We start from the raw sequence: 25,123 nt of genomic DNA on the forward strand, positions 1-25,123 counted from the left end.
GTTGTCAGGGGGTGCGGGCCTCGTGTCCGCAGCACACCCCCTTCTTTACAAGGAGTTCTCAATGTCTCGCATGACGAAGGTTGCCGCTGTCATGGCCGGCACCGGCGCGCTGATCGCCGGCGGTGCCGGCATGGCGTCCGCGGACGCCGGTGCGCAGAGCCTCGCCGCCGCCTCCCCCGGCGTCGGTTCGGGCAACAGCGTCCAGGTCCCGGTGCACGTGCCGGTGAACCTCTGCGGCAACACGATCAACGTGGTCGGCCTGCTGAACCCGGCCTTCGGCAACACCTGCGCCAACGTCGACGGCGGCCACCACGACAACGGCGGGGACTACGGCTACGGCCGCTGATCACCTGCGGCACCGGAACGGCCGGCTCCCTCCGCACGGAGGTGGCCGGCCGTTCCTTCGTGCGGGCTCAGGCGTAGCGGTAGACCTTGCCGTGGTCGAGGAGCTTCCTCGGGGTGACGCCCCAGGGAGGCATCGCCTCGTCCAGGCCGAAGACGTACCGACGGTCCTGGCCGGGCGAGGCGGGCCTGCGGCCCGGGAGGTAGGCGGACTTCGGGTGCGCCTTGCGCCACCGGTCCCACAGCAGGTCGACGAAGGAGTGGTGGAACCAGAACACCGGGTCCTCGGGGGAGGCCGCGCCCGCCATCGGGCCGCCGACCCACTGATGGACCTGGTTGTGGAGGCCCACCGGCCGCACGCCCCGGATCCCCCACCCCTCGATGCGGTTGCGGAAGCCCTCGGTGCTGATGCTGTTCCAGGGCTCGGTGTCGTAGACCGGGTCCTTCAGCGCCCGGGCCACGTCGTCCTTGGTGGGGAGGGCGACGGGATTGCTGCCGGGCCTGCCGAAGTTGCGGGTGAGGTAGTTCTCGTCGGTGACTCCCTTTCCGACGCTCCAGTTGCCCGCCTCGTAGGCGAAGGCTCCGGTGGTGACCCGGCGGTCGCCGGGCCTGCCGTTGCCGCCGAGGAAGTCCTCCGCCCACAGCGACGAGGTCGGCTTGTTGTCCCGGGTCCAGTCCCAGTAAGGGACGCTGACGCCCGCGTCGACACCCTGGAGCGCCTTCTCGAACTCCAGCAGGTACTGGCGGTGCCAGGGGAAGAACGAGGACGTCATGTGCGCCGGGCGCGGCCTGCGCTCGGTGTCCATCACGTAGTACTCGCGGTGCATGACGACGAAGTCGTCGTAGCGGCCCGTGCGCTTGAGTTTCAGGATCGCGTCGACGAGTCGGCGCTTCTCGGTGCGCGTGAGGTCGCGCTGGTTCTTGCGGGTGTACACCGTTGCTGGTCCTCCTGGTTCACATGCGGTGCGCGGCGGGGGGCGAGAGTCTGGCGGCGCCGAGCTCGTCGACGGCGGCGCGGGCCGTCTCCAGCAGCGTCGGGTACGACTCGTAGTGCCGGACATCGCTCAGATAGGTGCCGTCCGCCCGCCTCATGACGTGCAGCGGCCTGCCGTCGATGCGGATCTCGGTGACCGGTTCGACGGCGACCGCCACCCGGTCGTCGTCCGGGGCACCGGCGGGGACGAGAACGGTCGCCGTCCCCCGGATCTCCCGGCCCCGGTACATCTCGGCGAACTCTTCCGTCGTGGATTCCTTCGCCGTCGTGGCTCCGGGGCCGCTTCCGGGCGCCTCGGGGCCAGCTGCGGGCCGGGCCGCGACGGCCTGCTCACGGTCGAGCAGCGGGAGCAGGGCGCCTGCGGTGCCAGTGACCACTGCGGCGGTGAAGGCTCCGCGCAGGACGATCCGCCGGGAGGGAACGCGGGTGCCGCCCGGTTTCGCGGGGGTGGGGCTCATGAGTTGACTGCCTGCCTCTCGTTGACTCGCCTCGTTAACTCGTCCGAGGTGCTGCTGATGGCGATGTTGACAACGAGGCGGTCACGAAACAGTTCTCGTGCGTGCGGCGTACGGCGCACACGAGGCGGTCACGTTCCGTCGAACGCGTGAGGACGTGGGGCCATCGGGCGGGGCAGGCCGCGTCGCGGGGCTCCGTGCGGCCGGCGGACCGGAACATGGCCTGGCGAACCGTGGAGGTGATGGACATGACCGTTCCGTACCAGCTGTCCGGGGACCGTGTGCTGCGCGCGGCGGACGTCGATCTGGCCGACCCCGCCTTCTGGCGGTTGCCGCGCCCCGACCGGCTCCGGGCGTTCGCCCTGCTGCGGGAGCTGGACGCGCCGGTGCTGTTCACTCCCCGGCCCGGTACCGCGCGTACCTCCGGCAAGCCGTTCCACGCCCTGGTGCGCCATGCCGACGTGCGGACCGCGAGCCGCACGCCTCAGGTGTTCGCGAGCGCCCCGGGGGTCACCACCCCGGAGCCGGCCGGCTGGGCGAAGGCGCTGTTCGGGAACTCGATGGTCAACATGGACGGGGCCGAGCACGCGGCGCTGCGCCGGATCATCTCGCGTCGGTTCACCCCGCGGCTGCTGGCGGACGCCGAGGAGAACGTCGGCCGGCTCGCCGGGCGGCTGGTCGACGAGCTGATCGCCGAGCGCCCCGGGGACTTCATGCCGTCGGCGGCCTCGCGGCTGCCGCTGGAGGTGATCTGCGACCTGATGGGCATCCCGCAGGCCTACCGGGCGCGGATCGCGGAGCAGATCGACCACGCGTCGGAGCATGTCGGTGTCGAGCGCAGGGGCCGGGCCCGGCTGCGGATTCCCGGCCGGGGGCTTGCGTCGCTGGCCCGGATGCAGTGGGTCATGGGGCGGCTCGCCCGGGAACGCCGTCTGCGCCCCGAGGACGATCTCGTCTCGGCGCTCGTCCGTGCGGACATCGACGGCGAGGCGCTGTCCGGGCGGCAGCTGGGGGCCTTCTTCTCGCTGCTGCTGGTGGCCGGGGTGGAGACGACCCGCAACGCCATCGCGCACGGGCTGTACCTGCTCGACCGGCATCCGGAGCAGCGGGATCTGCTGCGGTCCGACTTCGACCGGTACATCGGCGGCGCCGTCGACGAGATCGTCCGGCATTCGACGCCGATCATCCAGTTCCGCAGGACCGTCACCGCCACATGCGAACTCGGCGGCCGTACGTTCCTTCCGGGGGAGAAAGTCGCCCTCGTCTATGCGTCGGCCAATCGTGACGAGGCGGTTTTCACCCATCCGGATCGCTTCGACATCACCCGGTCGCCGAATCCTCATCTCGGATACGGCGGCGGGGGCCCGCACCACTGTCTGGGGGCGCATCTGGCGCGTCTCGAAATGACTGCCCTGTTCCGGGAACTGATCGACCGACGGCCCGTCATGCGGAATCTTGGAGTTCCGGATCTGGTCGATTCGAATTTCGACAACCGAGTCGGCTCGCTGCCGTTCTCGTTCGGCCCCACATTCACCTGAACGGCACGACCGAAACGCCGAATACGATAAATGGACTCCTGCAACGTGCCGCCGGTGCATGAAGATGAAACTCTCTCCCCATCAGGCCGAACCGGCCGGAATTCACCGCAGCCAGGAGGAGTAATGCCGGCCAAGCGCCGTCTCATCGTTTCGTGTATCGCGGCGGCTGCTCTCAGCCTCCTGGCAGGTGGCGGCATCGCGGGCCAGTCGCCGCCGGGCACCGATTCCGTCGACAGCGCCGCCCCCGGCCCACCGGGGTCCGGGAGCGGCACGGCGCACGGCGCGTATCTGGACTACGGGCCCGCCGGGGTCAGCAGGATGGCCGAGCTGTCGCGCTGGCTCGGCGGGGCGCACCTGCGGGTGGGGCACACGTACCTGCCGGGCGATCTCTGGGTGAACATCGAGGGCACCCCCGACTTCCTCGACGCCTGGGCGGACTGGAGACGGGCGGACGAGGACCGGATGTTCGTCCTGAACGTGCCGATGCTGGAGCGCAACGAGGAGCGGGTGCCGGACGGCGAGGTCCGCACCCTGCTCCGGGCGGGCGCGTCCGGGAAGTACGACCAGCACTTCACGAAGCTCGCCGAGCGCCTGGTGGAGCTGGGCGTTCCGGACACCGTGATCGTGCTCGGCTGGGAGATGAACGGCACCACGTACACCCACCGGTGCGGCCCCGATCCCACGTCCTGGAAGGCGTACTGGGAGCGGATCGTCACGGCGATGCGCGCGGTGCCCGGTCAGGAGTTCCGCTTCGACTTCACGCCGAGCCGGGGGCGGGACGCGGTGCCGTGGACCGAGTGCTACCCGGGCGACGACGTCGTCGACATCATCGGGATGGACTCCTACGACCAGCCTCCCGGCGAGACCTTCGACGACCAGGTCGACGACCCGTACGGGCTGCAGAAGCACGTCGACTTCGCCGCGGAGCACGGCAAGCCCATCTCGTTCCCGGAGTGGGGGCTCTTCCGCAACGGCGACAACCCCGAGTACATGCGGCGGATGCTGGAATGGATCGACCGGCACGAGCCGCTCTACCAGACGGTCACGGACTACTGCCCGCACGGCGTCTGGCAGTGCAAGAGCAATCCGCGGTCCTCGAAGGTGTTCCGGACGATGATGACCGAGATGGCCGCGCCCGCCGCCCCCGTACCGAGCCCCACACCCACTCCGACGCCGACGCAGACGCCGACGGATCCGGCCCCGTCCCCGACGGTCCCGCCGGCCGTGCAGCCGTCCCCGCCCGTGACGCCCGCGCCCACGCCGCCGGGGACCGGGACGCCGCCCACCCGCAGGTGGTGCATCACCGTGCCGTTCGGCGACTGGCTGGGCCAGTGGCTCAAGGAGCGCAAGATCTGCTTCCGCTACTGAGCCCGGGCATGGAAACGGCTCCGGCCCTCCTGTCGGGGGCCGGAGCCGTCCACCCACACGGGTCCAGCGCGGGGGCAGATGGACGAGCAACCGCTTGTCACCCCCACCAACGCGGGCACCGCCCGCTGCGTCACGCCGCCGAACGAGGGACAGCCCGCGCCCGGGCCGTACGTCCGGCGCGCCGGGCGCGGTCCGGGTCGACGCGCGACCATGGAAACCTACAGAGGGTGGTGAGGTGCAATGGCATCCGCCGATGAGGGCTCCCCGGCGGAGCCCGGCCCGCTGTCCTCCGGGGACGGGCGGGGACCGGCGTCGACGGCCGCCGACGCGGCGGCGGTGATCGCCGGGGACGGCACGATCATCGGCTGGACCCGCGGGGCCGAGGCGCTGCTCGGGTATCCGGCGGCCGAGGTGGTCGGCCGGTCCGCGGCCCGGCTGCTGACGGGCCCCCCGGACCCCCGGCGCACGGCTGCGGTGGCCGCCCGCTGCCGGGCCGGTTCCGGGTGGAGCGGGCTGGTCCCGCTGCGGAACCGGGACGGCCGGTCGCTGGACATCGACGTACGGGTGACCGCCTCGTTCCTGATCGCCGGGCAGGAGGGCTTCCTGGTGTCCGGGCGGGAACTCACCCCGCACTGGACGATGAGCGGGTCCGTGCTCGACGACTTCCTCACCCGATCGCCGGTCGGGATGGCGGTGCTCGACCCCGAGCTGCGCTATCTCTGGCTCAACGACACCCTGGAACGGTTCGGCGGCGTCCCCCGGGAGCAGCGGCTGGGACGCCGGCCGAGCGAAGTGCTGCCCGGGGCGCTGGCGGCGCCCATCGAGCGGCTGATGCGACAGGTCCTGTCGACCGGCGAGGCGGTCACGGACTACGAGTATCTGGGCTGGAGCTGGGCCGATCCGCACCGCCGCCGGGCGTACACCAGCTCGTTCTTCCCGCTGGCCGACGCCCAGGACCGGCGGATCGGGATCGGCTACGTGGTCCTCGACGTCACCGACCGGTGGAACGCGCGCCGGCTGCTGGCGCTGGTCAACGAGGCCGGAGCGGCTATCGGCAGCACTCTGGACGTGCACCGCACGGCGCAGGAGCTGGCCGATTTCGCGGTACCCCGGTTCGCGGACTTCGTCTTCGTCGACCTTCTGGAGACCCCGTTCGGCGGCGACCGGCCGGGGGCGGCCGCGCCCGCCGAGGGCGAGCGGCCGGCCATGCGCCGGGCGGGCATGAGCTCGGTGCGGGAGGGCTGTCCGGAGGCGGTCGTACAGGTCGGGGAGGCGGTCGACTTCGTGCCGCCGCCGCACGACGCGCGCTTCCTCCTCGACGGCGCCCCGGTGCTGCTGCCGGTGCTCGACCCGGACAGTCACGGGTGGACGGTGGAACAGCCTGTGCGGGCCGCCCGGCTCCGGGAGTTCGGGCTGCACTCGCTGATCTCCGTACCGATGCGGGCGCGCGACACCGTGCTGGGGCTGACCACCTTCATGCGGTCGCAGAATCCGGTGCCGTTCGACGAGGACGATGTGGCGCCCGCCCGGGAGCTGGTGGCGCGGGCAGCCGTCTGCGTGGACAACGCCCGCCGCTACACCCGGGAGCACACCGCGGCGCTGGTGCTCCAGCGGAGCCTGCTGCCGCACACGCTGCGCGGCGGAACGGCCCTGGACGTGGCGTCCTCGTACCTTCCGGCGGACGCGAAGGACGGGGTGGGCGGCGACTGGTTCGACGTGATCCCGCTGTCCGGCGCCCGGGTCGGGCTGGTCATCGGCGATGTCGTCGGCCACGGCATCGGGGCCGCCGCGACCATGGGCCGGCTGCGCACCGCCGTACAGACGCTGGCCGACATGGACCTTCCCCCGGACGAGCTGCTGGCCCGCCTGGACGATCTGGTCCTGCGGCTCAGCGAGGAGGAGCCCGCGATGGGGCCGGTGGAGCGGGGCGGTACGACGGTGGTGGGCGCCACCTGTCTGTACGCCGTCTACGATCCGGCGAGCGGCTGCTGCACGATGGCGCGGGCCGGACATCCGCCGCCGGTGATCGTCACTCCGGACGGCTCGGTCAGCTTCCCCGACCTGCCTTCGGGGCCGCCGCTGGGACTCGGCGGGCTGCCCTTCGAGTCCCAGGAGATCGAGCTGCCCGAAGGGAGCCTCCTCGGCCTCTACACGGACGGGCTCATCGAGGGGACCGACAAGGACATGGAGAGCGGCATGGGCCGGCTCGGCCGGGCGGTGTCCCGGGGCGGGCTGCCGCTGGAGGATCTGTGTCCGGCGGTGGTCAAGGAGCTGCTGCCGGCGCCTCAGCCGGACGACATCGCCCTGCTCCTCGCCCGGACGCACATCCTGAGCCCCGAGCATCTGGTCTCCTGGGAGGTGCCCGTGGACCCGGCGGCGGTCGGCGAGACCCGGGCCAAGGTCTCCCGTCAGCTGGAGACGTGGGGGCTCACGGAGCTGTCGATGACGACGGAGCTGATCGTCAGCGAGCTGGTGACCAACGCGATCCGGTACGCCTCGGGGCCGGTACGGCTGCGGCTGCTGTTCCAGTCGGCGCTGACCTGCGAGGTGTCCGACGCCAGCAACACCTCGCCGCGGCTGCGGCACGCCAGGACGACGGACGAGGGAGGGCGCGGGCTGTTCCTCGTCGCGCAGCTCGCCCATCGGTGGGGCACGCGCTACACGCCCCGGGGGAAGATCATCTGGGCGGAGCAGCCCCTGCCCTGAGCACTGGTCCCAGGGCGGAGCCGCTTCCTCGCCGGGCCCCTCGGCCTCTCAGCCTCTCGGCCGCTCAGGAAAGAGCTGCCGCCTCCTCGCGGGCGAAGAGGCGGGCCAGCGGTCCGCCGGCCCGGATCAGCTCGTCCCAGGTGCCCTCCTCGACGATGCGTCCGCCCTCCAGGACCGCGATCCGGTCGGCCCTGCGGACGGTGGCCGGGCGGTGGGCGATCACCAGGGTCGTCCGGGTGGCGGATTCGGCCCCGAGCGCCCGGGCCAGTTCCGCGTCGCCCCGGTGGTCCAGATGCGCCGTCGTCTCGTCCAGGACGAGCACGCGCGGGCCGCTGAGCAGCCCGCGGGCCAGCGCCACCCGGGCGCGCTGTCCTCCGGACAGGGTCGCGCCGCGCTCGCCGACGGCCGTGTCCAGCCCGTCGGGCAGGGCGTCGGCGATGACGTCGACGCCGCAGATCCGGACCACCGCGCCGACCTCGTCCGCCGTGGCGTCCGGAGCGCCCAGGCGGAGGTTCTCGGCGAGGGTGCCGTGGAAGAGCGGGGCCTCCTGCCCGACGACGGACACGGTGGCGCGCAGGTCCTCCTCGGTGAGGTCCCGCAGGTCGACGGGGTGCGCGGGGGCCGGGGGCACCAGCTCCACGGCGCCTTCGGCCGGATCCCAGTACCGCGCCAGGAGGTGGGCGCAGGTCGACTTGCCCGCCCCGGACGCCCCGACGAGGGCCACGGTCTCGCCCGGCCGGACGGTGAGGTCGACGCCGTCCAGGACGGCCGCTCCCCCGTAGCCGAACCGCAGACCGCGCAGCCGCAGGCCCAGCGGTCCGGGCGGTACGGGGCGGGGCGCGGCCGGGGCGGGCGCTCCGGCGGGGGCGTGCACGGCGGCCCGGACGCGGGCCGCGGCGGCGCGCAGGCCACCCGCACGGCCGAGCGCGGCGGCCGATTCGGCGACCGGGGCCAGGGCGCCCAGGGCGAGGGCCATCGCGGCCGGGGCCCAGGCCCCGTCCAGGCGTCCGGCGGAGGCCGCGTGGGCGGCGGCCGCCACGACCGCGATGACGGCGGCGACGACCAGCAGATCGCGGGCCGCGCCCGCGCCGGTCTCCCAGGACTGTTCGGCGCGCTGGGCGCGGGCGAGCCGACGCCCGGCGGACCGGAGCCGGGCCCGCCTGCGGTTCAGGGCCCCCGCCATCAGGAGCTCGCGCAGCCCGTCGACGCTCTCCACGGTCTCGGACGAGACCTCGGCGAGCGCGCTCCGGGTCCGGGCCCCGCGTTCGGCCCGCCCGCGCGCTTCGAAGAGCGGCGACCAGATCAGGAGCAGCGCGGCGGGCACGACGGCGAGCAGCAGCCAGGGCCCGAGGGCCGCCAGCACGGCGGCCGACACCGCGAAGACCACGCCGGACGCGAGGAGTTGGGCGATGGCGTGGGCGTAGAAGAACTCCAGCGCCTCGACGTCCCCGAGCGCGGTGGCCGCGAGGTCGCCGCTGCGCCGGCCGGCGATCCGGGCGGGCGCGCTGCGGGCCAGCCCGTCGAAGACCCGGACGCGCAGTTCGGCGAGGACCCGGTAGGCGAGGTCGTGCGAGAGGTCCATCTCGCGCCAGGTGGCGAGGGCCCGGAGCAGGACGAGCCCGGCCAGGACGGCGATGGTGCCAGGGGCGGGTGGGCGGTGCTCGGTGACGGCGGTGCCCACGGTGTGCGCGGCGAGCGTGACGAGCGCGACCAGGGCCGCCTGGTCGACGAGGGCGGCCAGGCAGGTGCGCAGCACGGTGGCGCGGTGCGCGCCGAGCACCGGGAGGAGCGAGCGGAGGGCGCCGGTCGGTGGGGGGGAAGCCGGTGTCGGGTTCATGCGGCGCGCTCTTCCTGTGCGGTGCGCCCGGCGGCGACGAGTGAGGCGTAGACGCCGCCGCCCGCGAGCAGGCTGGTGTGGTCGCCCGCCGCCACGACACGGCCCGCGTCGAGAACGACGATGTGGTCGGCGTGGCGTACGGCGTCGAGCCGGTGGGCGACGACGATGCAGGTGCGGCCGCGTCCGGCTGCCGTCAGTTCCCGGACGATGCGCGTCTGGCCGCGTTCGTCGACCGCGCTGGTGGCCTCGTCCAGGATCAGGACGGGCGCGTCGGCCAGCAACGCCCGCGCGAGGGCGAGCCGTTGGCGCTGTCCGCCGGAGAGCGTGGCGCCGCGTTCGCCGACGAGGGTGGCGTAACCGTCCGGCAGCCGGGCGATCTCCTGGTCGATCCCGGCGGTGCGGGCGGCGGCGCGCAGTTGTTCGTCCGTGGCGGCCGGGCGGGCGATGCGCAGGTTCTCCGCGATCGTGGCGTGGAAGAGGTAGGTCTCCTGCGAGACCACGGCGATGCCCCGGCGCAGCGAGGCGAGGGTGTACGCGGCGGTGTCCGTCCCGGCGACGGTGAGGCGGCCCCGGTCCGGGTCCCGTTGCCGCAGCAGCAGGCTCACCAGGGTCGACTTGCCGGCCCCGGAGGGACCGACGACGGCTGTGGTGCGCCCGGGGGCGGCGGTGAAGCTGACACCGTCCAGGGCGGGGCGGGTACTGCCCGGGTGGGTGAAGCGCACGCCCTCGAAACGGATTTCGGGTGCGTTCTTCCAGGCTGCGGCCACGGTGCCCCGGTCCGGCACGGCGGCTTCGGCGGTGCGCAGGGCGGCGATGCCGTCGGCCGCCGACACCCCGAGGTAGCCCGCGTGCCACTCGCGGGAGAGGTCGCGGACGGGGCGGAAGCACTCGGAGGCGAGGAGGAGCAGGAGGTAGGTGCCGGTGGCGGCGGTACGGTCGGTGGCGGCCGAGGAGCACGCCACGAGGACGGCGGCGACCGTGCCACCCTGGACGGCGAGGTCGGTGAGCCCGGTGTCGACGAGCGAGACCCGGAGTTTGGCGACGGTGGTCCGGTGCAGGGCGGCCGACCGCCGCTCCAGCCGTTCCCGTACCCGGCCCACGGCGCCGGCGGTGCGCAGGGTCGGCATCCCCTGGAGGGCCTCCAGGTAGTCGGCGGCGAGGGCTTCGTAGGAGTCCCAGTGCTCCTTGCCGCGCCGGGCGAGAAGCCGGTCCCACCAGCGCGGCCCGAAGAGAGCCAGCAGCAGGGCGGGGCCGAGGGCGAGAGCCGCGTACGGCTCGACGAGTGCGACGGCGACGAGCAGCAGCGGCGGAACGGCGCAGGTGATGAGGAGTTGGGGCAGATAGCGCGAGATGTACGCGTCGACGCCCTCGACGCCGTCCACCAGCGTGGCGCGCACGGCTCCGGCCCGCGCCCCGGTGATCGCGGTGGGGCCGAGCGCCCCGAGCCGTCGCAGCAGGGTGTCGCGGAGCCCGACCCGTACGGTGGCTCCCGCCGTGACGGCGACGAGGCGCTGGGCGCGGCCGAGGCCGGCGCGGACCAGGACGACGACGATGACGGCCGTGAGCAGCGGGGCCAGAGCGGCGGTCTGTCCTTGCGCGATCCGGGAGAGCACGAGGGCGAGCAGGACGGCCTGGGCGAGGTGGGTGGCGGTGACCGCCGCGAGCAGTGCGGTGGCGAGGCCGAGCGGGCGGCGCGCGGTGTTCGCGGCGCGCAGGAGTTCAGGGTGGAGCATCATGGGCGTTCTTCCTCGCCGGGCGGGGCCGTCGGGTGACGGGGTCGGGTGTGCCGGGGGTCGGGTGTCGGAGGTCGGGTTTCGGGTTCCTGGACGGGCTGCGGACTACGGAGGTGAGGCGGGATGCGATGAACTCGCAGGTGCCGGGCCGCCCCTGCCCAGGGCCAGACCGTGCACGATCCAGTCGCGTCGGGGGGTGTCGCCGAGCGCCGCGCCCAGGTCGGCCTGTTGCCAGGAGCCGATGGGGCGGGAACGCAGGCCCAGTGCGGTGGCGTGGGCCTGGGCCGCGCCGACCGCGTATCCGGCGACGAGGTGGCTGCTGCGCATCGCGGCCGGTGACGCGTCCTCGGGGCAGCCGTGGGCGAGGAGTACGGCGCCCACGGTGCCGACCCACTGCTGGCGTGCGGCCCAGTGGGCGAGGGTGGGGCGCGCGTCGCCGGAGGCGCGGACGTCGAGACCGTGACCGCCGGGGGCCGATGCGTACAGGGACGGGGAGGGGCCGCCGACCGCTGCGGTCCAGGCGGGTCCGGCGGGGTGTGCTGTCTGCGCGGTGGCCAGGACCCGGGCGAGCAGATCCTTGCCGGGCGGGAGATTCAGGTCGGCGGGCGGGGCGCTTCGGCGCGCTTTCAGGACGTCGTCGGTCACCGGCTTCGGGCGCGCGGCCGGGTACCAGGTGCCGCCGGGCTGCTCGGGGGCCCGGGCGACATGGTCCAGCAGGTGCCGTGCGGCGGCGAGTTCGCGGGGCGGGGCGGTGTCGGCGCCGGGTTGCGGCGCAGGGGCTGTGGCCTGAGGCAGCTCCGCCCAGGCATTCAACGCCCCTCCGGCGTCCGCTGACCGGCCGCTCTGATGCACCAACCGGACCACTCCCAGCGGCAGTTCCGGCTCCGTTCCGGGCCAGGCGTCCTGCCAGTCCGGGGCACGAGCCAGGCCGGCGGCGGCGGACAGCAGAGCGGCGTCCGCGTCGAGGCAGACCCGCACGTCGAGGGCCGAGGACGCGGCCAGCGCCAGCGCGGCGGCGGCATGACCGGTGTCCAGGAGCAGCAGCGGCCAGGCCCGGTGACCGTAGTGGGCGACGGTACGGGACGCGGCCACGGTGAGGACGACGAGCGCGCCCGCGGGTAGGCCGGCGGGGGCCGGGCCGCGCGGGTGGGCGCGGTGCGTGCGCGGGTCGTAGGCGTACCGCCCGGGCGGCAGCGAGCAACCCGGCCCGAGCAACAGGTGGGCGCGCACCGGGTGGAGGGCGCCCGCCGAGGGAACGGGCCGCAGCCTGCCGGGGGTTCGGCTGGGCGCGGCAAGGGACAGCCGCAGCACGCGGTCGAGGTCGATGGAGCCCTCGGCCGTGACTCCGGTCCCGGCCACGGGCAGCCCAGCGCCGTTCCACGGGAACGGACGCTCCGGAACGTACGGGGAGAGGGCGGGGACGCGCGGCGAGCGGGCGTCCGCAAGCGCCTGGCGCAGGAAGCCCGGTGCGGCGGGCCGGGCGTCGGCAACGACGTCGCCACCGGAACCCGGCTCCGGGGCTCGGGCGGAGGCAGAGACGTCGGGCGGCGTTACGGGCCCCGCCGCCCCTACCCCGCATGCCTCCGCCGCGTCCGGCAGCTCGGCGCCCGCCCCGGGAGCAGGCGGGCCAGGCAGCACGGAACGCGCCGCCGAGGCAGGTGCGGCGGGCTGCGCGGCGACTGCCCCGGAGGCGGGCGCGGCAGTTCGGTCCGGTGTGTCGGGCATGGGGCACGCTCCTTCACATGTGCGGTGGCGGGGCGAGGGTGAAGTCCTCGGGGTCGGCCGGGGGCCGGGATCGCCACCCCCGGGCGAACGCCGCGTCCGCGAAGCGCGGGCAGCCGAAGTAGCCGAAGGCCGCCGGAGCGTTGGGGATCAGACCGGAGACCAGGACGCGGGCGACGCGCAGCGTGGTCTCGGCGACGTCCTCCGTGGTGAGGTCCGCGGTGATCACCCGGTGCCCACCGGCGGCGAGCGCGGCGTCCAGCGCCGTACGGCTGCCGGAGGCGATCTCGGTGACGGGGACGACGCCGAGCGCGGGTTCGGTGAAGCGGCGGGCGAGCGGGGCCATCCGGTCGTCCAGCCAGACCTGGACATGGGCGCCGAGGTCCCGGACGGCGGCGAACTCGGGCCCGCAGTCGTCGAGATAGCGCCGGTCGGCGCGGTGATCGAGGTAGAGGCCGCGGGCCAGCATGCCGGCTTCCACCGCCCGGTACACCCAGCCGTCGGCGTCCACCGCGCCCTGCGTGAACACCCACGTGTGCACGGCCTCCAGGACGGCCTTGCGGGCCGCCTCCGCCGGGTCGTACCGGCAGGCGAACCCGGCCGCGTGGATGCCGCGCCCTGGGTCGTGCACGAGAGCCGCCACACACGGGGCGAACTCCGAGGGCATCTCCACGATGTGCACGTCCAGACCGCATCCGGCCAGGTCCTCGGTGAGTCCGGGAACGCTCGCCGGGTCGATGCCCCGGGTGGGTCCGTCCAGGTGCCACCACAGCTCCAGCGCGTCCCGTTCGACGACTTCGAGGAGTCCGCGCTCGACGGCGTCGTCCAGGCCCTGTCCGGTGGCGATGCCGGCGTAGTTGAGGTGGTGGGTACGGGACAGCGAACGCAGGTCGCCCTGACGCCAGTTCAGGTGCGTCAGCGCCACGGGCGCCCAGCACGGCTCCCCGTCCTCGACAGCCCGGGTCCACAGCACCGGTGTGTCGTCGGTGAGTTCGGCGTACGGGAATCCCGGCCGGCCGTACTGCCAGGGTGCGTACGCCGGCAGAGCGCCGGGCCCGTAGAGGCGGTGGCCCTCGGCGGCCAGTTCGGCGGCGGTGGCCCGCCGGGGTTCCTGCGGGTGGCCCGGTGGCGGGAGGCGGTTGCCGCAGTAGCGCTCGACGGCCTCGGCCACCGCTGCGATCCACGCGCCGCGGGGGTCGCCGAACGTCGTGCCGAGCGAGACCCGGTCGGCGGGCCAGGCGCCCAGACGGCGGGCGTCGGCGACGTCCGCGGTCATCGCGGTGTAGCGGGGCGGCGCTCCCGTGGGGTGCTCGACGGGTGCGACGTCCCGGATGATCCCGGTGACGGGATCGACGAGGGCTTCGATGGGCAGGGCGCTGGTCAACGGCATATCTCCGGTACGGGCTCGACGTAGCGGCGTCGGGCGACGACGGGCAGGTGGAGGGCGCTGCCCCGGGGGTTCACGGTGCGGTGGGAAGTGACGAGCCGGGTGGCCGTGACCGGGTCCTCGCCGGTGTGCGGGTTACGGGCGTGGGCGGGGAAATGGTGTCCGGCGATCTCGGCCCGCAACCGGGTTCCGGCGGGCAGCCGACGGCCCAGCGTGCCGAGCGGCACGGTGATGTCCGCGGCTTCGCCGGGCGGGCCGGTACGCCGGACGATGCCGAAGGCGAGCGGATCCGCGCGGCCGGACGGGTCGAGTGCGGTGAGACGTACGGCCCAGTCGGCACAGGGGGTGTCGGCCGTGACGTTGATCCGGGCGACGGCGGCTCCCGCCAGGTCGAGCGGGCGCGGCAGCGGCGGCGAGAGAAGCAGACAGCGGTCGGCGCGGTCACCGCCGGCCGGGACGGCGAGGTCGTCGGAGCGCACGGGGCGGTCCGGGTCGGCGCTGAAATCGGCTCCGTGGAGCAGCCGTAGGCCGGTGGACGAGTCGAAGGGCCAGGCGACGGTGGGGGCCGGGGCGGTGTCCGGGGACGGGGCAGGTACGGCGGGCAGGACGCGTGCGGTGGCTGCGGCTTCGGCCGAGGCGCGGGCCGCGGCATCGGTGGTGACCGTGCGGCGGTCACGGTGGCTGTCCGGCGACGGAGGCCGGGGGGCGCTCCGCGCCCGCATGCCGTGCCAGCGGCCGCTGTCGCCGAGGGCGATGACCCCGTGCCGCGTCGGCTCCAGGTGGCCGGCGAGCGCGGCGCGGGCCCACCGTACGTACAGCGCACCGAGGTTGACGCGGGCGCGGGCCGGGGCGGCCGGGTCGGCGGTGAGGCGGTGACCCCAGGGACCGAGCAGCAGCCGGGACGGGCCGCCCCAGGCGTGCCACAGGGCCACGGTGTCCTCGGCGAAGGGGTCACGGGTGCCGCCGACGGCCAGCAGCGGAAGACGGGCGGCGGAACCCTGTGCGACGAGCCGGCCCCGACTCCGGCCGGCCCAGAGCCGTGGCCAGGAGGGCAGTTGGCGTCCCAGTCCATCGGCCAGCCGATCCGCCAGTCGGGCGATCGGGAGGTGTTCGAGCAGCCGGGGGTCGTCCGCCAGGGCGCGGTCCAGCGCGTCCGGGTCGGAGTCGCGACGGTCGCCGTGGGCCGCCCACCAGCCGGCCCGGGCCCACAGCCGCTCCGGGCCCCCGGGCTCGCGCGCCGTCTCGGTGAGCCCGAGCGCGGGGACGGCGGCGATGACGGCATCGGGGACTCCGTCGAGAAGGGCTCCGTCGGCCGTGGCCAAGGCGGTGACGAGTGCGCAGTGCGCCGCGTAGGAAGCGCCCACGGCGACCACCTCACCGCTGCTCCACGCCTGCGCGCGCACCCACGCGACGGTGGCCGCGCCGTCGGTCTTCTCGTGGCCCCGGTACGGGTGCCACTCCCCCGGTGAGCCGTGGCGGCCGCGTACGTCCTGGGCCAGGGCGGCGAAACCGTGGGCCGCCCAGCCGCGCAGCTCGGCACGGTGGGCGTCGCGCCCGTAAGGGGTTCTGATCACGACGGCGGGCCGGGGGCGAGCCCCGTCCGGAAGGCATACGTCGGTGGCGAGCGCGATGCCCTCGGACGTGGGGACGTACACGGTACGGGCGTTCACCGGCGCGCCTTCGCGGTGCGGGCCGTCACCGGTGCGGGGGCGGGCAGAGGTGCGACGTCCGGGACGGGAAGGACGGGGTGCTCGGTGACGGTGAGATCCCGCAGGTCGATCCGGCGCAGCCGACGGCGGGGCGGGAGGCCGGTGGGCCCGCTCGGCCCGACCGGGGCTTCGGCTCCAGCACCGACACCGGCACTGCCACCAGGCCCTCTTGCTGCACCGGCTTCGGCCCAGGCGATCAGATCAGCGGTGAGGAGCCCGGCGATCAGGGCGGCGGAGGCCTCGGTCGGGTGCGGTCCGGTGTCGGGAGTGCGGTGTCCGGCCCAGTACGCGGCGAGCTCGCGATGGGCGGCGGTGGCCGCGAGTCTGCGGAGGCGGACGTGCCGGGCGGTGACGTCTCCCGGGGCCGAGGCAGGCGGCTCGGTCCAGACATGAGCCCCCTCGCGGTGGCACCGCAGCCAGGCGATGCCTTGCCCTGGCAACCGGTCCGCAGCGTCCCAAAGCCCCTCGGGCACGGGCGAGTCCAGGCACCACACCACGGCGACGCGCCCCTCGGCGCTCCGGTCCGAGGTCGTCGCCCTGGCCAGTTCCGCCACGCGGTCCGGGGTGGTCTCGTGGACCTCGGCCCCTTCCGCCCCGGCGCAGCGCGCCATCGGACCGGTGAGTACGGGGTCACCCAGGACGTGGACGGTGCGACCGGCGAGCGGGGCCCGGGGCGGGCTCGACACCGCGTGTCCGCCCTCCTCGAACGCTTCGACGAGCATGGCGAGTTCAGCGGGGTGCGCACCCTCCTCCGACGCCTTCCCCTCCACCAGTCGGCGCACCAGGGTCTCGGCGTCGACACCGCCGGTGTCGATGCGCAGGAACTCTCCTCCGGAGGTCCGGAGCACGGGGCCGGCTCCGGGGGCGGTGACGATCCCGGTGCCGGGAGCGAGTCGACTGCGGGTCACGGAATCCTCCGGTGCGGCGGGACGGGATACGGAATGCGGGGACGGGATGTTCCGGGGAGGGAACGGGGGCAGCGGGGGTGAACAGGGCGGGCCCGCCCGGGGAGTCACCGGGCGGGCCCGCCCCCCGCGCTACGCGGGGAAACCTGCCGTCAGCGGCAGGCTTCGCTCACTTCTCGCCCGCGGTGTCGGCCTCGACGGCGTCGTCGAAGGGGTTCTCGACGAGGGCGTTCGAGTGGGTGGCGGACAGGTGGGCGAGCTGGCCCTGGTCGGCGATCGGGCTGAACACCTCGTTGTTCTCCATGAGTTGGAGTCTCCATTCGGTCGGATCGGATGGGTGTGTCACGGCGGTGATGCGGTGGTGCGTTCGTGCGTGCCGCAGCACAGACACTAATGAATATGATTTTCATTCCGCAATAGCTGGAGCGGTTCGAGAGGGTGATCTGGGTAACAGACGGGCCAACCGCCCTCGCTGTCGATCCCCACCCGGCCGTCCACGCCCAGGACTTCGGCCAGCAGCTGCCGGGTGACCACCTCGGCCGGAGGCCCGTCGGCGGCGACGCGGCCCTCGCGCAGCGCGACGATCCGGTCGGCGAACCGGGCGGCGTGGTTCAGGTCGTGCAGCACCATCACCACCGTCAACCGGCGCTCCGCGCGCAGCCGTACGACCGTCTGGAGCACCTCCAGCTGGTGCCGCAGATCGAGATACGTGGTCGGCTCGTCGAGGAAGAGCACGCGGGCATCCTGGGCCAGCGCCATGGCCAGCCGCACCCGTTGGCGTTCACCTCCGGACAGTGCGTCCACCGGCCGGTCGGCCCAGGCGGTGACGCCGACGTCCGCGAGAGCCCGGGACGTCACCTCGTCGTCGCCCTCCCGCAGCATCCCCAGCGGCCCCCGGGCCGCATAGCGCCCTTGTCGCACCAACTGACGTACGGTCAGACCCGGTACGGTCGGCGCCGATTGATGGAGCAGGGCGACGCGTCGGGCCGCGGTGCGGCGGGGCAGCCGGGCCACGTCGTCGCCTTCGAGCAGGACGCGGCCGCCGCTCGGGGTGAGGAGTCCTGCGGCCAGTTTGAGGAAGGTGCTCTTGCCGCATCCGTTCAGCCCGATCAGGGCGACCAGTTCGCCGGCACGGATGCTCAGGTCCACCCCGCGCAGCACCATGCGTCCCGGGTAGCCGAAGGCCAGCCCTTCCGCCCGCACGACATCCGGGCCGGGCGCCGCGCAGGACTCCGCGCCCTGGCCGGGCTCCTTCGCCGGACTCGTGTCCACTCGTTCGGTCAGGCCTTCCGGCATGCCGGCCTCCTCATCGCTGTACCCCTGTTCCGTCCACGTCCACGTCCATGACGACCTGCCGTGTCCACTCCTCGCTGCCCGCCGTCATCGCTCGTCCGCCCTTCGCCGTGCCACGACCATCAGCAGCCCCGCCCCCACAAAGGTGGTCAGGGCGCCGACCGGAAGGGTCAGCCGGTCCGCTTCGAACGCCGTTGCCAGCAGCCGGGACAGCAGTTGGGCGGCGGCGTCCGCCCCGCACACCACCGCCGCACCGAACAGCGCGGCGCCCGGGAGCGTGATGCGCAGGTCCGCGCCGAACACCGCCAGCGCCAGATGCGGCACCAGCAGCCCCACGAAGCCGAGCGCGCCCACCGCCGAGACCGCGCCGGCTGTCAGCGCCACCGCGCACACGAGCGCCGCGCCCCGGCCCCGACCGGTGGCCAGACCCGCCGCCGCGGCCTGTTCGTCGCCGCAGCGCAGCAGGGTCAGCGGTCCGGCGAGCAGCCAGCCGGCCGCGCCCCAGAAGGCGGCCCACGGCCAGAGCAGATTCCAGTGCTGCCACACCCGGCCCTCGGTGGAGCCGATCAACCACTGCACGACGCTGCCGAGTTCACCGGGAGCCACCAGGAGAACGACGGCGGTGAGTCCGGCGAGCACCGCGGACACCAGGACCCCGTAGACAGCGGTCTGCTCCGGGTCGCCCCGGTCCCGCCCGGCGAGCAGCCACAGCAGCCCCGCTCCGGCGAAGCCGCCGATGCAGGCCGCAACGACCACGGCCGTGGGGGACTCCCAGCCCGCGAGGCCGAGGCCGGTCGCGGCCACCGCGCCGAGCACCGCACCGGGGGTGACGCCGGTGACCTCGGGTCCGGCCAGCGGGTTGCGCAGGGCCGACTGGAGCACGAGCCCGGCCACTCCGAGGCAGGCCCCGGCGACCAGCGCCACCAGCAGCCGTGGCAACCGCAGTTGGAGCACGATGTGCTCGGCGGTGGGGTCGTCGCCGGCCCCGAGCAGTACGGCCCGTACGCCTTCGGGGGTGACGCCCCGGCCGGCGAACAGATCCGCGCAGGCGACCACCGCGACGAGTACCGCCAGGCCGCCCATCCGGATACCCGGTGCGCGCAGGGCGCGGCGGGCCGGTCCGGGCACGGCATCGAGGAGAGTCATCGTTCCGCCTTCCGCAGTACGGGAGCGGAGACGTCCGGCGGACCCCCCGGTGCGGACGGGATCCCCGACCCGGACGGGCCTCCCGGAACGGGGGAATTCCCCGATGCGGGACGGCTCCCCGGCACGGGCGTGCCCACCGGCACGGCCGCACCCCCCGGTTCAGGCGGACCCTCCGACGCGGACAGGGCCTCAGGCCCCGGGGCCCCGGCCGGCCGCTTCCCCCGTTTCAGCAGCACCACCCCGACCGGCACCCCGACCAGGGCGGTCCACGCGCCGACGGGCGTCTCGACCGGGGCCAGTGCCAGCCGGGCCGGCTGGTCGGCGCAGAGCACCACGATCGCGCCGCACACCGCCGACCGCACGAGCCACCCGGCCGCGCCGCCGTCCGGGCGGAGGCGGCGGGCCAGGTGCGGGGCGAGGAAACCGACCCAGGCCACCGGACCGCAGACCGCGACGACGGGGGCGATGAGGACGACGGCGATGCCCAGCGCGGCCACCCGCGCCCTCTCCACCCGTACGCCCAGCGCACGGGCGTCGTCGTCGCCCAGCCGCAGCACCCCGAGCACCGGCACGCACAGCACCAGCGCCGGAACGGCCACGGCGAGCCAGGGCAGCAGACCCGTGACGTCGTCCCAGGTGCGGGCGGACAGGCTGCCCAGCAGATAGCGGTAGATGAGCTGGAGGTCGAGCTGGTCGGCCATGACCATCAGCACCAGGAGTCCCGCCTGCAGCGCGGCCGCGACGGCGGCTCCGGTCAGCAGGACGGCTGACGGGCTCCGCCCGAATCCGGCGGCGACCAGCGTGAGCAGACCGCCGAGCGCCGCCCCGGCCAGGGCGAGGAACGGCTGCAGCCCGAGCGGGACGGACAGGGCCAGGACCAGCGGGGCCGCGACGCCCAGGGCGGCGCCGGAGGAGACGCCGAGCATCTCCGGCACGGCCAGCGGGTTGCGCAGGGCCTCCTGGAGGACGAGGCCCGCCGCGCCCAGGCAGGCGCCGGCGAGCAGGGCCAAGACCGTGCGGGGCAGCCGCAGTTCGGTGACGACTAGCCCCGCGAGCCCGTCGGACCCCAGCGTGGCCGGGAGCCTGGCGGGTGGGACGTACGGCGTGCCGAGGCTGAGCGCGCAGACCGCGCTCGCCAGGGCCACCGCGCCCAGGCAGAGCAGCGCGACGGGCGGACGCCTCACCGCAGCGCGGCCGTCGCCTCGTCGAGGACGACGCCCAGCGACCGGGTGCCGCGCCCCTTGGCCCACACCTCGGAGTCGACCTCGATGACCTTGCCGTTCTTCACGGCGGGGATGCGTGACCAGAGGGGGTTCTTCGCCAGCTTGTCGGAGAGCCTGCCGTCCGGGGCGCCGAAGGACAGGGTCTCCACGAACAGGACGTCGACGTCCCGGGCAAGGATCTCCTCCAGGCTGTAACTCCCGTCCACGCCGCGGCTCTTCCACGGGTAGTGGGAGATCTTCGGGAACAGTCCGGCCGCCACATCGGTCTCCGGGGTGGCCACGCCGAAGTTCTCGTCGCTGCCGTAGACGATCAGCGCGGTCCTGTCGCTCTTCCGCTTCTCCGCCTCCGCCAGGCGGGTGCGGAAGGTCTTCTCGGCCTTCTCGCCCTGTTCGGTGCGGCCGGTGAGCGCGGCGAGGTCCCGCAGGTAGCCGACGCTGTCCTGCCAGGATCCGGGCTGGACCGGCCAGAAGGCGGTGGCGCCCTTCAGCGCGGGGGCCAGCTTGCCGTGCGTGTCCTCCAGGCCGATCACCAGGTCGGGACGGTGGGACAGGATCGCCTCGACCTCGGGGCTGAGGAAGCCGCCGGGCACGACCGGCACCTTCGCCGCCTTCGCCTCGCCCAGGAACTCCGGGTGCGCCAGCACCTGGGAGTTGGTGGCGGTCGGGGTCATGCCCAGCTCGACGAGGATGTCGTCGCAGAGGGCGACCAGGCAGACGATCTTCTCCGGCGGCTTCGGCAGGGAGACCGTGACGCCCTTGGCGTCGGTGATCCGGGTGGCGGCCTCGATGGGCCGCACCTCCGTGCTCGTACGGGCTCCGGCACCGGCCGCCGCGGCCGGCTTCCCGGTGTCGGCGTCCTGTGTCCCGCAGCCGGCCAGCAGGCCGCCCAGTACGGCGATCGCTGCCCAGCGTCGGACTCTCAGCGCGGTTCGTGGCATCGGCGGTCCCTCAACGTTCCTGTGTGGTCCCGGGGATGCGGCAGTGGCGGCGGAGCCCCGGGAGCATCCCCGCCACAAGCCGAAACCTTACACATGATTATCATTTCCAATAAAGTCAGCGCGTTCCCGCCGATGCCAGGAGTTCGTCATGCCTCATCCGCACGCCCACCCCCGCACCTCCCGGCCCTCGCCGCAGACGCCGCCGCGCCTCCTGGTCTCCGACCATGTCGCGGGGCGGATCAGCCTGTTGGACCTTCCGGACGGCACCGAGCGTGCGGAGCTGAACCATCGGCACCTCGCCGAGCACGCGGGATTCCTCGCCCTGCCGGACGACCTGATCGCCTGCGTGGACGACCGGGCGGGCGAGCTGCTGGTCCTCGACCCCTACGGCCCCGGCGCGGACCGGCCGCTGATCCGCCGGCGGATACCGGTCGCCATCCCCGCCGAGCATCTGGCGGCGGATCCGGGCGGCCGGCGGCTCGCGGTGACCACCGGCCTCGGCCGTAACGAGGAGGCCTGGACCGGACTTCTGACCGCCGTCGACCTCGACGCACCGGACGGCGCCGTCGCCGTACGCGTACGGGGGCGCACGGGCGAGCCGGGCGTCACGGTCCTCGGCGGACCGTCCCCGCTCGTGGTGCTGCGCCACCGGGAGCCGGGCGAACTGCTAGTCCACGGGCACCGCGACCTGATGCGCTCGGCCTCCGCCTGCCCGCCGGCCAGCCCGGTCCGGCGGATCACCCTGCCCGACGACGACGGACACGGCGACGCCCACGACCCTGTCACCGGGCGGATGTTCGCCGCCGCCGGCTCGGGGGTGCATCGCGCGCAACGGAAGGGGGACGACCTCGCGCCCGAGGCTCCCCTGTCCTGGTCCGCCGACGGCCGGTCCGGCGGGCGCGGCTACTACCTGCGGCTCGACCCCGTACGGCGCATGCTCTGGTCCTGCGTGCGCGGCGGTTCGGGTGACCCCGGGCAGTGGCCCGACTGGTCCAACGACGCCTGGTGGCACCACCTCGACACGGGCGTCACGGGCCGGCTGGACCTGGGTCCGGGGCTGGTCTTCCGGCTCGCGGTGACCGCCCGCCACATCGCGTACACCCGGGTCCACCCGGACGGCGACGAACTCATCCTGCTCACCGCGCCCCCGGTCGCCGGATCCCGCCCGGCGGTGGGCGCGCGGCTGCCCCTGCCCGCCATGTCCGGTGCACCCCGGCCCGGCGGCACCCCCTGGGACGGAGTGCAGCGCCGGGCCGTCGCCGCCTCCCCCGGCGGTGGCCTGGTCGCGGTCAGCCGCGGTGGCCACGGCGAGGTCCACATCTTCGACGCGGACCGGGCGGCACAGGTCACCACCCTGACCGTCCCGACCCCCCTGAACGACGGCGGCCACCTCGCCCTGCTCACCCCGGGGGACGGAGCGCACGCCGATCCGGTCGGCCGCTGAGCACGACGCCCCGGGTGGTCGCCGGGGGGAGCGGGTGGTGGTGCGACGGACCCCGTCGCACCACCACCCGCCGGCCTCGAATCGCTCAGCCCGACACCACCGGGTAGGCGACGGCCGTTGCTACCAGGAGGACTTGGTCACCCCTGGCAGGAATCCCGCGTGGGCCTGTTCGCGCATCCGGACCCGGGAGAGGCCGAACTTACGCAGATACCCCCGGGGCCTGCCGTCGACGCTGTCCCGGTTGCGGACCCGGGTGGCACTGGCATCGCGCGGCTGACGCCGCAACTCCGCGACGGCGGCCGCTCGTTCGCGCTCCGGCGTACCGGGCCGGCGGATGATCTCCTTGAGCTCGGCCCTGCGGGCCGCGTACCGCCCGACGGTCTCCCGACGGCTGTCGTTCCGTGCGATCTTGCTCTTCTTCGCCATCAGACCCTCCCTCCCCGCGCGCGGATGCGCGCGACCGCGGCTTCGATGCCGATGCTGTCGATCGTCTTGATCGCCCGGGCACTCAGCGTGAGGCGCACGTACCGCCCCTCACCGGGCAGCCAGTACCGCTTGCGCTGGACATTCGGGTCGAACCGGCGGGACGTCCGGTGGTGCGAGTGGGAGATGTTGTTGCCGAATCCCGGCTTCGAGCCGGTCAGTTGGCAGTGGGCGGACATGAAAGTTACCTACCTCTCCTTCGGCGCATCCATTATTGAAAATGGAAACCATTGCCATATAGTAGCGCCCATGGCTCGCAACGAAGTACGCCCGGTCATCAAGCTCCGCTCCACCGCGGGGACCGGCTACACCTACGTCACCCGCAAGAACCGGCGGAACGACCCCGACCGGATGGTGCTGCGCAAGTACGACCCGCTCGCCCGCCGCCATGTCGACTTCCGCGAGGAACGCTGAAGCACCCACTCGCCCGACGCCCGACCCTGAAGCACACCCCTAGGACACCGCCATGAAGCCCGGAATCCACCCCTCGTACGGCCCTGTCGTCTTCCGCGACAAGGCCGCCGACTTCGCGTTCCTGACCCGTTCGACCATGACCAGCGACCGCACCGTCGTGTGGGAGGACGGCAACACCTACCCGGTGGTCGATGTGGAGATCTCCTCCGCGAGCCACCCCTTCTACACCGGTACCGCCCGCGTCCTGGACACCGCCGGACGCGTGGAGCGCTTCGAGCGCCGCTACGGACGCGGTGAGGCCCGGTGAGCGAGCACCGCACGAAACTGCCCGTCGTCATCGTCTGCGGTCTGCACTCCGAGGCGCGCCGCGATGTGGTGGAGGGGCTGCTGCGGGAGGTTCCGCACAGCGTCGCGCTCCACCACGATCTGGCGACGGCCACCGGCGGAACGGTCCGCCGCTCCCTGCGGGACGCCGGGGGCGAGCTGACTTCCGGCGAAACTCCGCTGGTCAACGAATGCGCCTGCTGCGCGTTGCGCGAGGACCTCGTGCCCGAACTCGAACGGCTCGCGGAGGACGGGGTGACCCGCCTCGCCGTTGTGGAACTCTGGGACTCCGTCGAGCCGAAGTCCATGGCCGAGGTGATCGCCGCGCACACCACCGCCGCAGAGGTGACCAACGTGTTCGCGGCGGTCGACCCCACCCTCGTCCTGCCCTGCCTCTCCAACGGCGACGATCTGGCCGAGGCCGGTCTCGCGGCGGCGCCCGGCGACCGGCGGACCGTCGGCGACACCTGGGCCCGGCAGGTGGAGTACGCTCCCGTCCTCGCCCTGGCGCCCAGCCCGGCGGCCGACGACGAGGACCGCGCACTGATCCGGCAGCTCCATCCGACGGCACATCAGGCAGCGCCCGGATCAGCGGAGTTGGCCCGACTCGCGTTCGCCGGGTTCGATGTGGAGGCGGCGGACGCGGGCCAGCACCCGGCCTGCGCCCTGCTGCCGCAGGAGGCGGAGGAGGCCGGGGTGGGCACGCTCGTCTGGCGGCGGCACCGGCCCTTCCACCCCGAACGCCTCCTCGACGCGCTGGAGGACCTGAGCTGCGCCGCGGCCCGCAGCCGGGGCCGGTTCTGGCTCGCGGACCGGCCCGACACACTGCTCTCCTGGGACGCCGCGGGCGGCGCGCTCTGCGTGGAGAACACCGGACCCTGGCTCGCCTCGCTCCCGGACGCCGCCTGGTCCATGGTGCCGCCCTACCGGCGGGCCGCCGCAGCGCTGGACTGGCACCCCGAGCACGGCGACTGCTGTCAGCACCTGGTCTTCGTCTCCCCCGGCCTCGACCGCGACGGTCTGACCGGGCTGCTGGACTCCTGTTTGCTCACGGCCGAGGAGTACGGCTCCGGGCGGGAGGCGTGGAAGAGCCTGCCCGCCGCGTTCGACGCGCTCCTCGACCCGGTCCACTGAGCCGACCCGTATCACCCGCACACCGAAA

At 74.1% G+C, this 25,123-nt stretch carries 23 protein-coding genes; 8 read left to right on the plus strand and 15 right to left on the minus strand.

The genetic code is table 11. From position 1 onward, the window contains the following. Positions 1-61: 61 nt before the first annotated feature. Positions 62-346: a chaplin gene (locus AC0VY3_RS19330; protein ID WP_103510640.1), complete on the plus strand. Its 285-nt coding sequence runs from the start codon at positions 62-64 to the stop codon at positions 344-346. A 67-nt stretch (positions 347-413) separates the two neighbouring features. Here AC0VY3_RS19330 and AC0VY3_RS19335 read toward each other — a convergent pair whose 3' ends face one another. Both AC0VY3_RS19335 and AC0VY3_RS19340 read right to left on the minus strand, forming a co-directional pair. Further along, entirely contained in the window at positions 414-1,277 is an 864-nt protein-coding gene (locus AC0VY3_RS19335; RefSeq protein ID WP_103510639.1) for a tyrosinase family protein, read from the minus strand. 19 nt (positions 1,278-1,296) lie between these two features. Then, on the minus strand, positions 1,297-1,794 hold the full coding sequence (locus AC0VY3_RS19340; protein WP_475550131.1) for a tyrosinase family oxidase copper chaperone: 498 nt from the start codon (positions 1,792-1,794) through the stop codon (positions 1,297-1,299). Between the two features lie 245 nt (positions 1,795-2,039). Between AC0VY3_RS19340 and AC0VY3_RS19345 the strand changes: the two genes are divergently transcribed. From AC0VY3_RS19345 to AC0VY3_RS19355, 3 genes are all read left to right on the plus strand, one after another. After that, complete coding sequence (locus AC0VY3_RS19345; protein WP_103510665.1) at positions 2,040-3,329, plus strand: cytochrome P450; 1,290 nt, start codon at positions 2,040-2,042, stop codon at positions 3,327-3,329. Positions 3,330-3,452: 123 nt separating this feature from the next. After that, entirely contained in the window at positions 3,453-4,697 is a 1,245-nt protein-coding gene (locus tag AC0VY3_RS19350) for a glycoside hydrolase family 26 protein (protein ID WP_475550132.1), read from the plus strand. 240 nt (positions 4,698-4,937) lie between these two features. Beyond that, on the plus strand, positions 4,938-7,403 hold the full coding sequence (locus tag AC0VY3_RS19355) for a SpoIIE family protein phosphatase (protein WP_475550133.1): 2,466 nt from the start codon (positions 4,938-4,940) through the stop codon (positions 7,401-7,403). A gap of 64 nt (positions 7,404-7,467) precedes the next feature. On the opposite strand, the gene AC0VY3_RS19360 is transcribed toward AC0VY3_RS19355, so the two are convergent. From AC0VY3_RS19360 to AC0VY3_RS19410, 11 genes are all read right to left on the minus strand, one after another. After that, positions 7,468-9,240, minus strand: a complete 1,773-nt coding sequence (locus AC0VY3_RS19360) for an ABC transporter ATP-binding protein (protein ID WP_475550134.1) — start codon at positions 9,238-9,240, stop codon at positions 7,468-7,470. Beyond that, positions 9,237-10,976 carry an ABC transporter ATP-binding protein/permease gene (locus tag AC0VY3_RS19365; RefSeq protein ID WP_103511925.1) on the minus strand — a complete coding sequence of 580 codons (1,740 nt, stop codon included), beginning with the start codon at positions 10,974-10,976 and terminating at the stop codon, positions 9,237-9,239. The genes AC0VY3_RS19360 and AC0VY3_RS19365 overlap by 4 nt, the downstream gene beginning before the upstream one ends. A gap of 102 nt (positions 10,977-11,078) precedes the next feature. Then, positions 11,079-12,698: a nitroreductase gene (locus AC0VY3_RS19370; protein WP_475550135.1), complete on the minus strand. Its 1,620-nt coding sequence runs from the start codon at positions 12,696-12,698 to the stop codon at positions 11,079-11,081. Between the two features lie 13 nt (positions 12,699-12,711). Beyond that, on the minus strand, positions 12,712-14,079 hold the full coding sequence (locus tag AC0VY3_RS19375; RefSeq protein ID WP_475551704.1) for a YcaO-like family protein: 1,368 nt from the start codon (positions 14,077-14,079) through the stop codon (positions 12,712-12,714). Continuing rightward, the gene (locus AC0VY3_RS19380; protein WP_475550136.1) at positions 14,076-15,752 is read right to left on the minus strand and encodes a CocE/NonD family hydrolase; all 1,677 of its coding nucleotides are present in this window, start codon (positions 15,750-15,752) and stop codon (positions 14,076-14,078) included. Before AC0VY3_RS19380 ends, AC0VY3_RS19375 begins: the two co-directional genes overlap by 4 nt. Continuing rightward, positions 15,749-16,699: a hypothetical protein gene (locus tag AC0VY3_RS19385; protein ID WP_475550137.1), complete on the minus strand. Its 951-nt coding sequence runs from the start codon at positions 16,697-16,699 to the stop codon at positions 15,749-15,751. Before AC0VY3_RS19385 ends, AC0VY3_RS19380 begins: the two co-directional genes overlap by 4 nt. Positions 16,700-16,865: 166 nt before the next feature. Then, a complete protein-coding gene (gene amiA / locus AC0VY3_RS19390) occupies positions 16,866-17,000 on the minus strand; it encodes a streptamidine family RiPP (protein WP_475550138.1) in 135 nt (44 codons plus the stop codon). 86 nt (positions 17,001-17,086) lie between these two features. After that, complete coding sequence (locus AC0VY3_RS19395; protein ID WP_475551705.1) at positions 17,087-17,860, minus strand: ABC transporter ATP-binding protein; 774 nt, start codon at positions 17,858-17,860, stop codon at positions 17,087-17,089. A gap of 216 nt (positions 17,861-18,076) precedes the next feature. Continuing rightward, a complete protein-coding gene (locus AC0VY3_RS19400) occupies positions 18,077-19,135 on the minus strand; it encodes a FecCD family ABC transporter permease (protein WP_475550139.1) in 1,059 nt (352 codons plus the stop codon). Continuing rightward, positions 19,132-20,319, minus strand: coding sequence for a FecCD family ABC transporter permease (locus tag AC0VY3_RS19405; protein ID WP_475550140.1), 1,188 nt, complete (start codon positions 20,317-20,319; stop codon positions 19,132-19,134). Before AC0VY3_RS19405 ends, AC0VY3_RS19400 begins: the two co-directional genes overlap by 4 nt. Beyond that, complete coding sequence (locus AC0VY3_RS19410; RefSeq protein ID WP_103511918.1) at positions 20,316-21,296, minus strand: ABC transporter substrate-binding protein; 981 nt, start codon at positions 21,294-21,296, stop codon at positions 20,316-20,318. The genes AC0VY3_RS19405 and AC0VY3_RS19410 overlap by 4 nt, the downstream gene beginning before the upstream one ends. Positions 21,297-21,444: 148 nt before the next feature. Between AC0VY3_RS19410 and AC0VY3_RS19415 the strand changes: the two genes are divergently transcribed. Beyond that, complete coding sequence (locus AC0VY3_RS19415; RefSeq protein ID WP_475550141.1) at positions 21,445-22,740, plus strand: hypothetical protein; 1,296 nt, start codon at positions 21,445-21,447, stop codon at positions 22,738-22,740. Positions 22,741-22,860: 120 nt separating this feature from the next. On the opposite strand, the gene rpsN is transcribed toward AC0VY3_RS19415, so the two are convergent. Continuing rightward, positions 22,861-23,166: a 30S ribosomal protein S14 gene (gene rpsN, locus AC0VY3_RS19420; protein WP_475550142.1), complete on the minus strand. Its 306-nt coding sequence runs from the start codon at positions 23,164-23,166 to the stop codon at positions 22,861-22,863. After that, positions 23,166-23,402, minus strand: a complete 237-nt coding sequence (rpmB, locus tag AC0VY3_RS19425; RefSeq protein WP_103511915.1) for a 50S ribosomal protein L28 — start codon at positions 23,400-23,402, stop codon at positions 23,166-23,168. Before rpmB ends, rpsN begins: the two co-directional genes overlap by 1 nt. A gap of 70 nt (positions 23,403-23,472) precedes the next feature. On the opposite strand from rpmB, the gene rpmG reads away from it, so the two are divergent. Genes rpmG through AC0VY3_RS19440 form a run of 3 tightly spaced genes read left to right on the plus strand, consistent with a single transcriptional unit; the run spans position 23,473 to position 25,095 of the window. Further along, positions 23,473-23,637, plus strand: a complete 165-nt coding sequence (rpmG, locus tag AC0VY3_RS19430) for a 50S ribosomal protein L33 (protein ID WP_328393373.1) — start codon at positions 23,473-23,475, stop codon at positions 23,635-23,637. A gap of 52 nt (positions 23,638-23,689) precedes the next feature. Continuing rightward, a complete protein-coding gene (locus AC0VY3_RS19435) occupies positions 23,690-23,944 on the plus strand; it encodes a type B 50S ribosomal protein L31 (RefSeq protein WP_137227940.1) in 255 nt (84 codons plus the stop codon). Beyond that, on the plus strand, positions 23,941-25,095 hold the full coding sequence (locus tag AC0VY3_RS19440) for a CobW family GTP-binding protein (RefSeq protein WP_475550143.1): 1,155 nt from the start codon (positions 23,941-23,943) through the stop codon (positions 25,093-25,095). Before AC0VY3_RS19435 ends, AC0VY3_RS19440 begins: the two co-directional genes overlap by 4 nt. Positions 25,096-25,123 lie beyond the last annotated feature (28 nt).

The organism is Streptomyces sp. iso_384, from assembly GCF_056172905.1.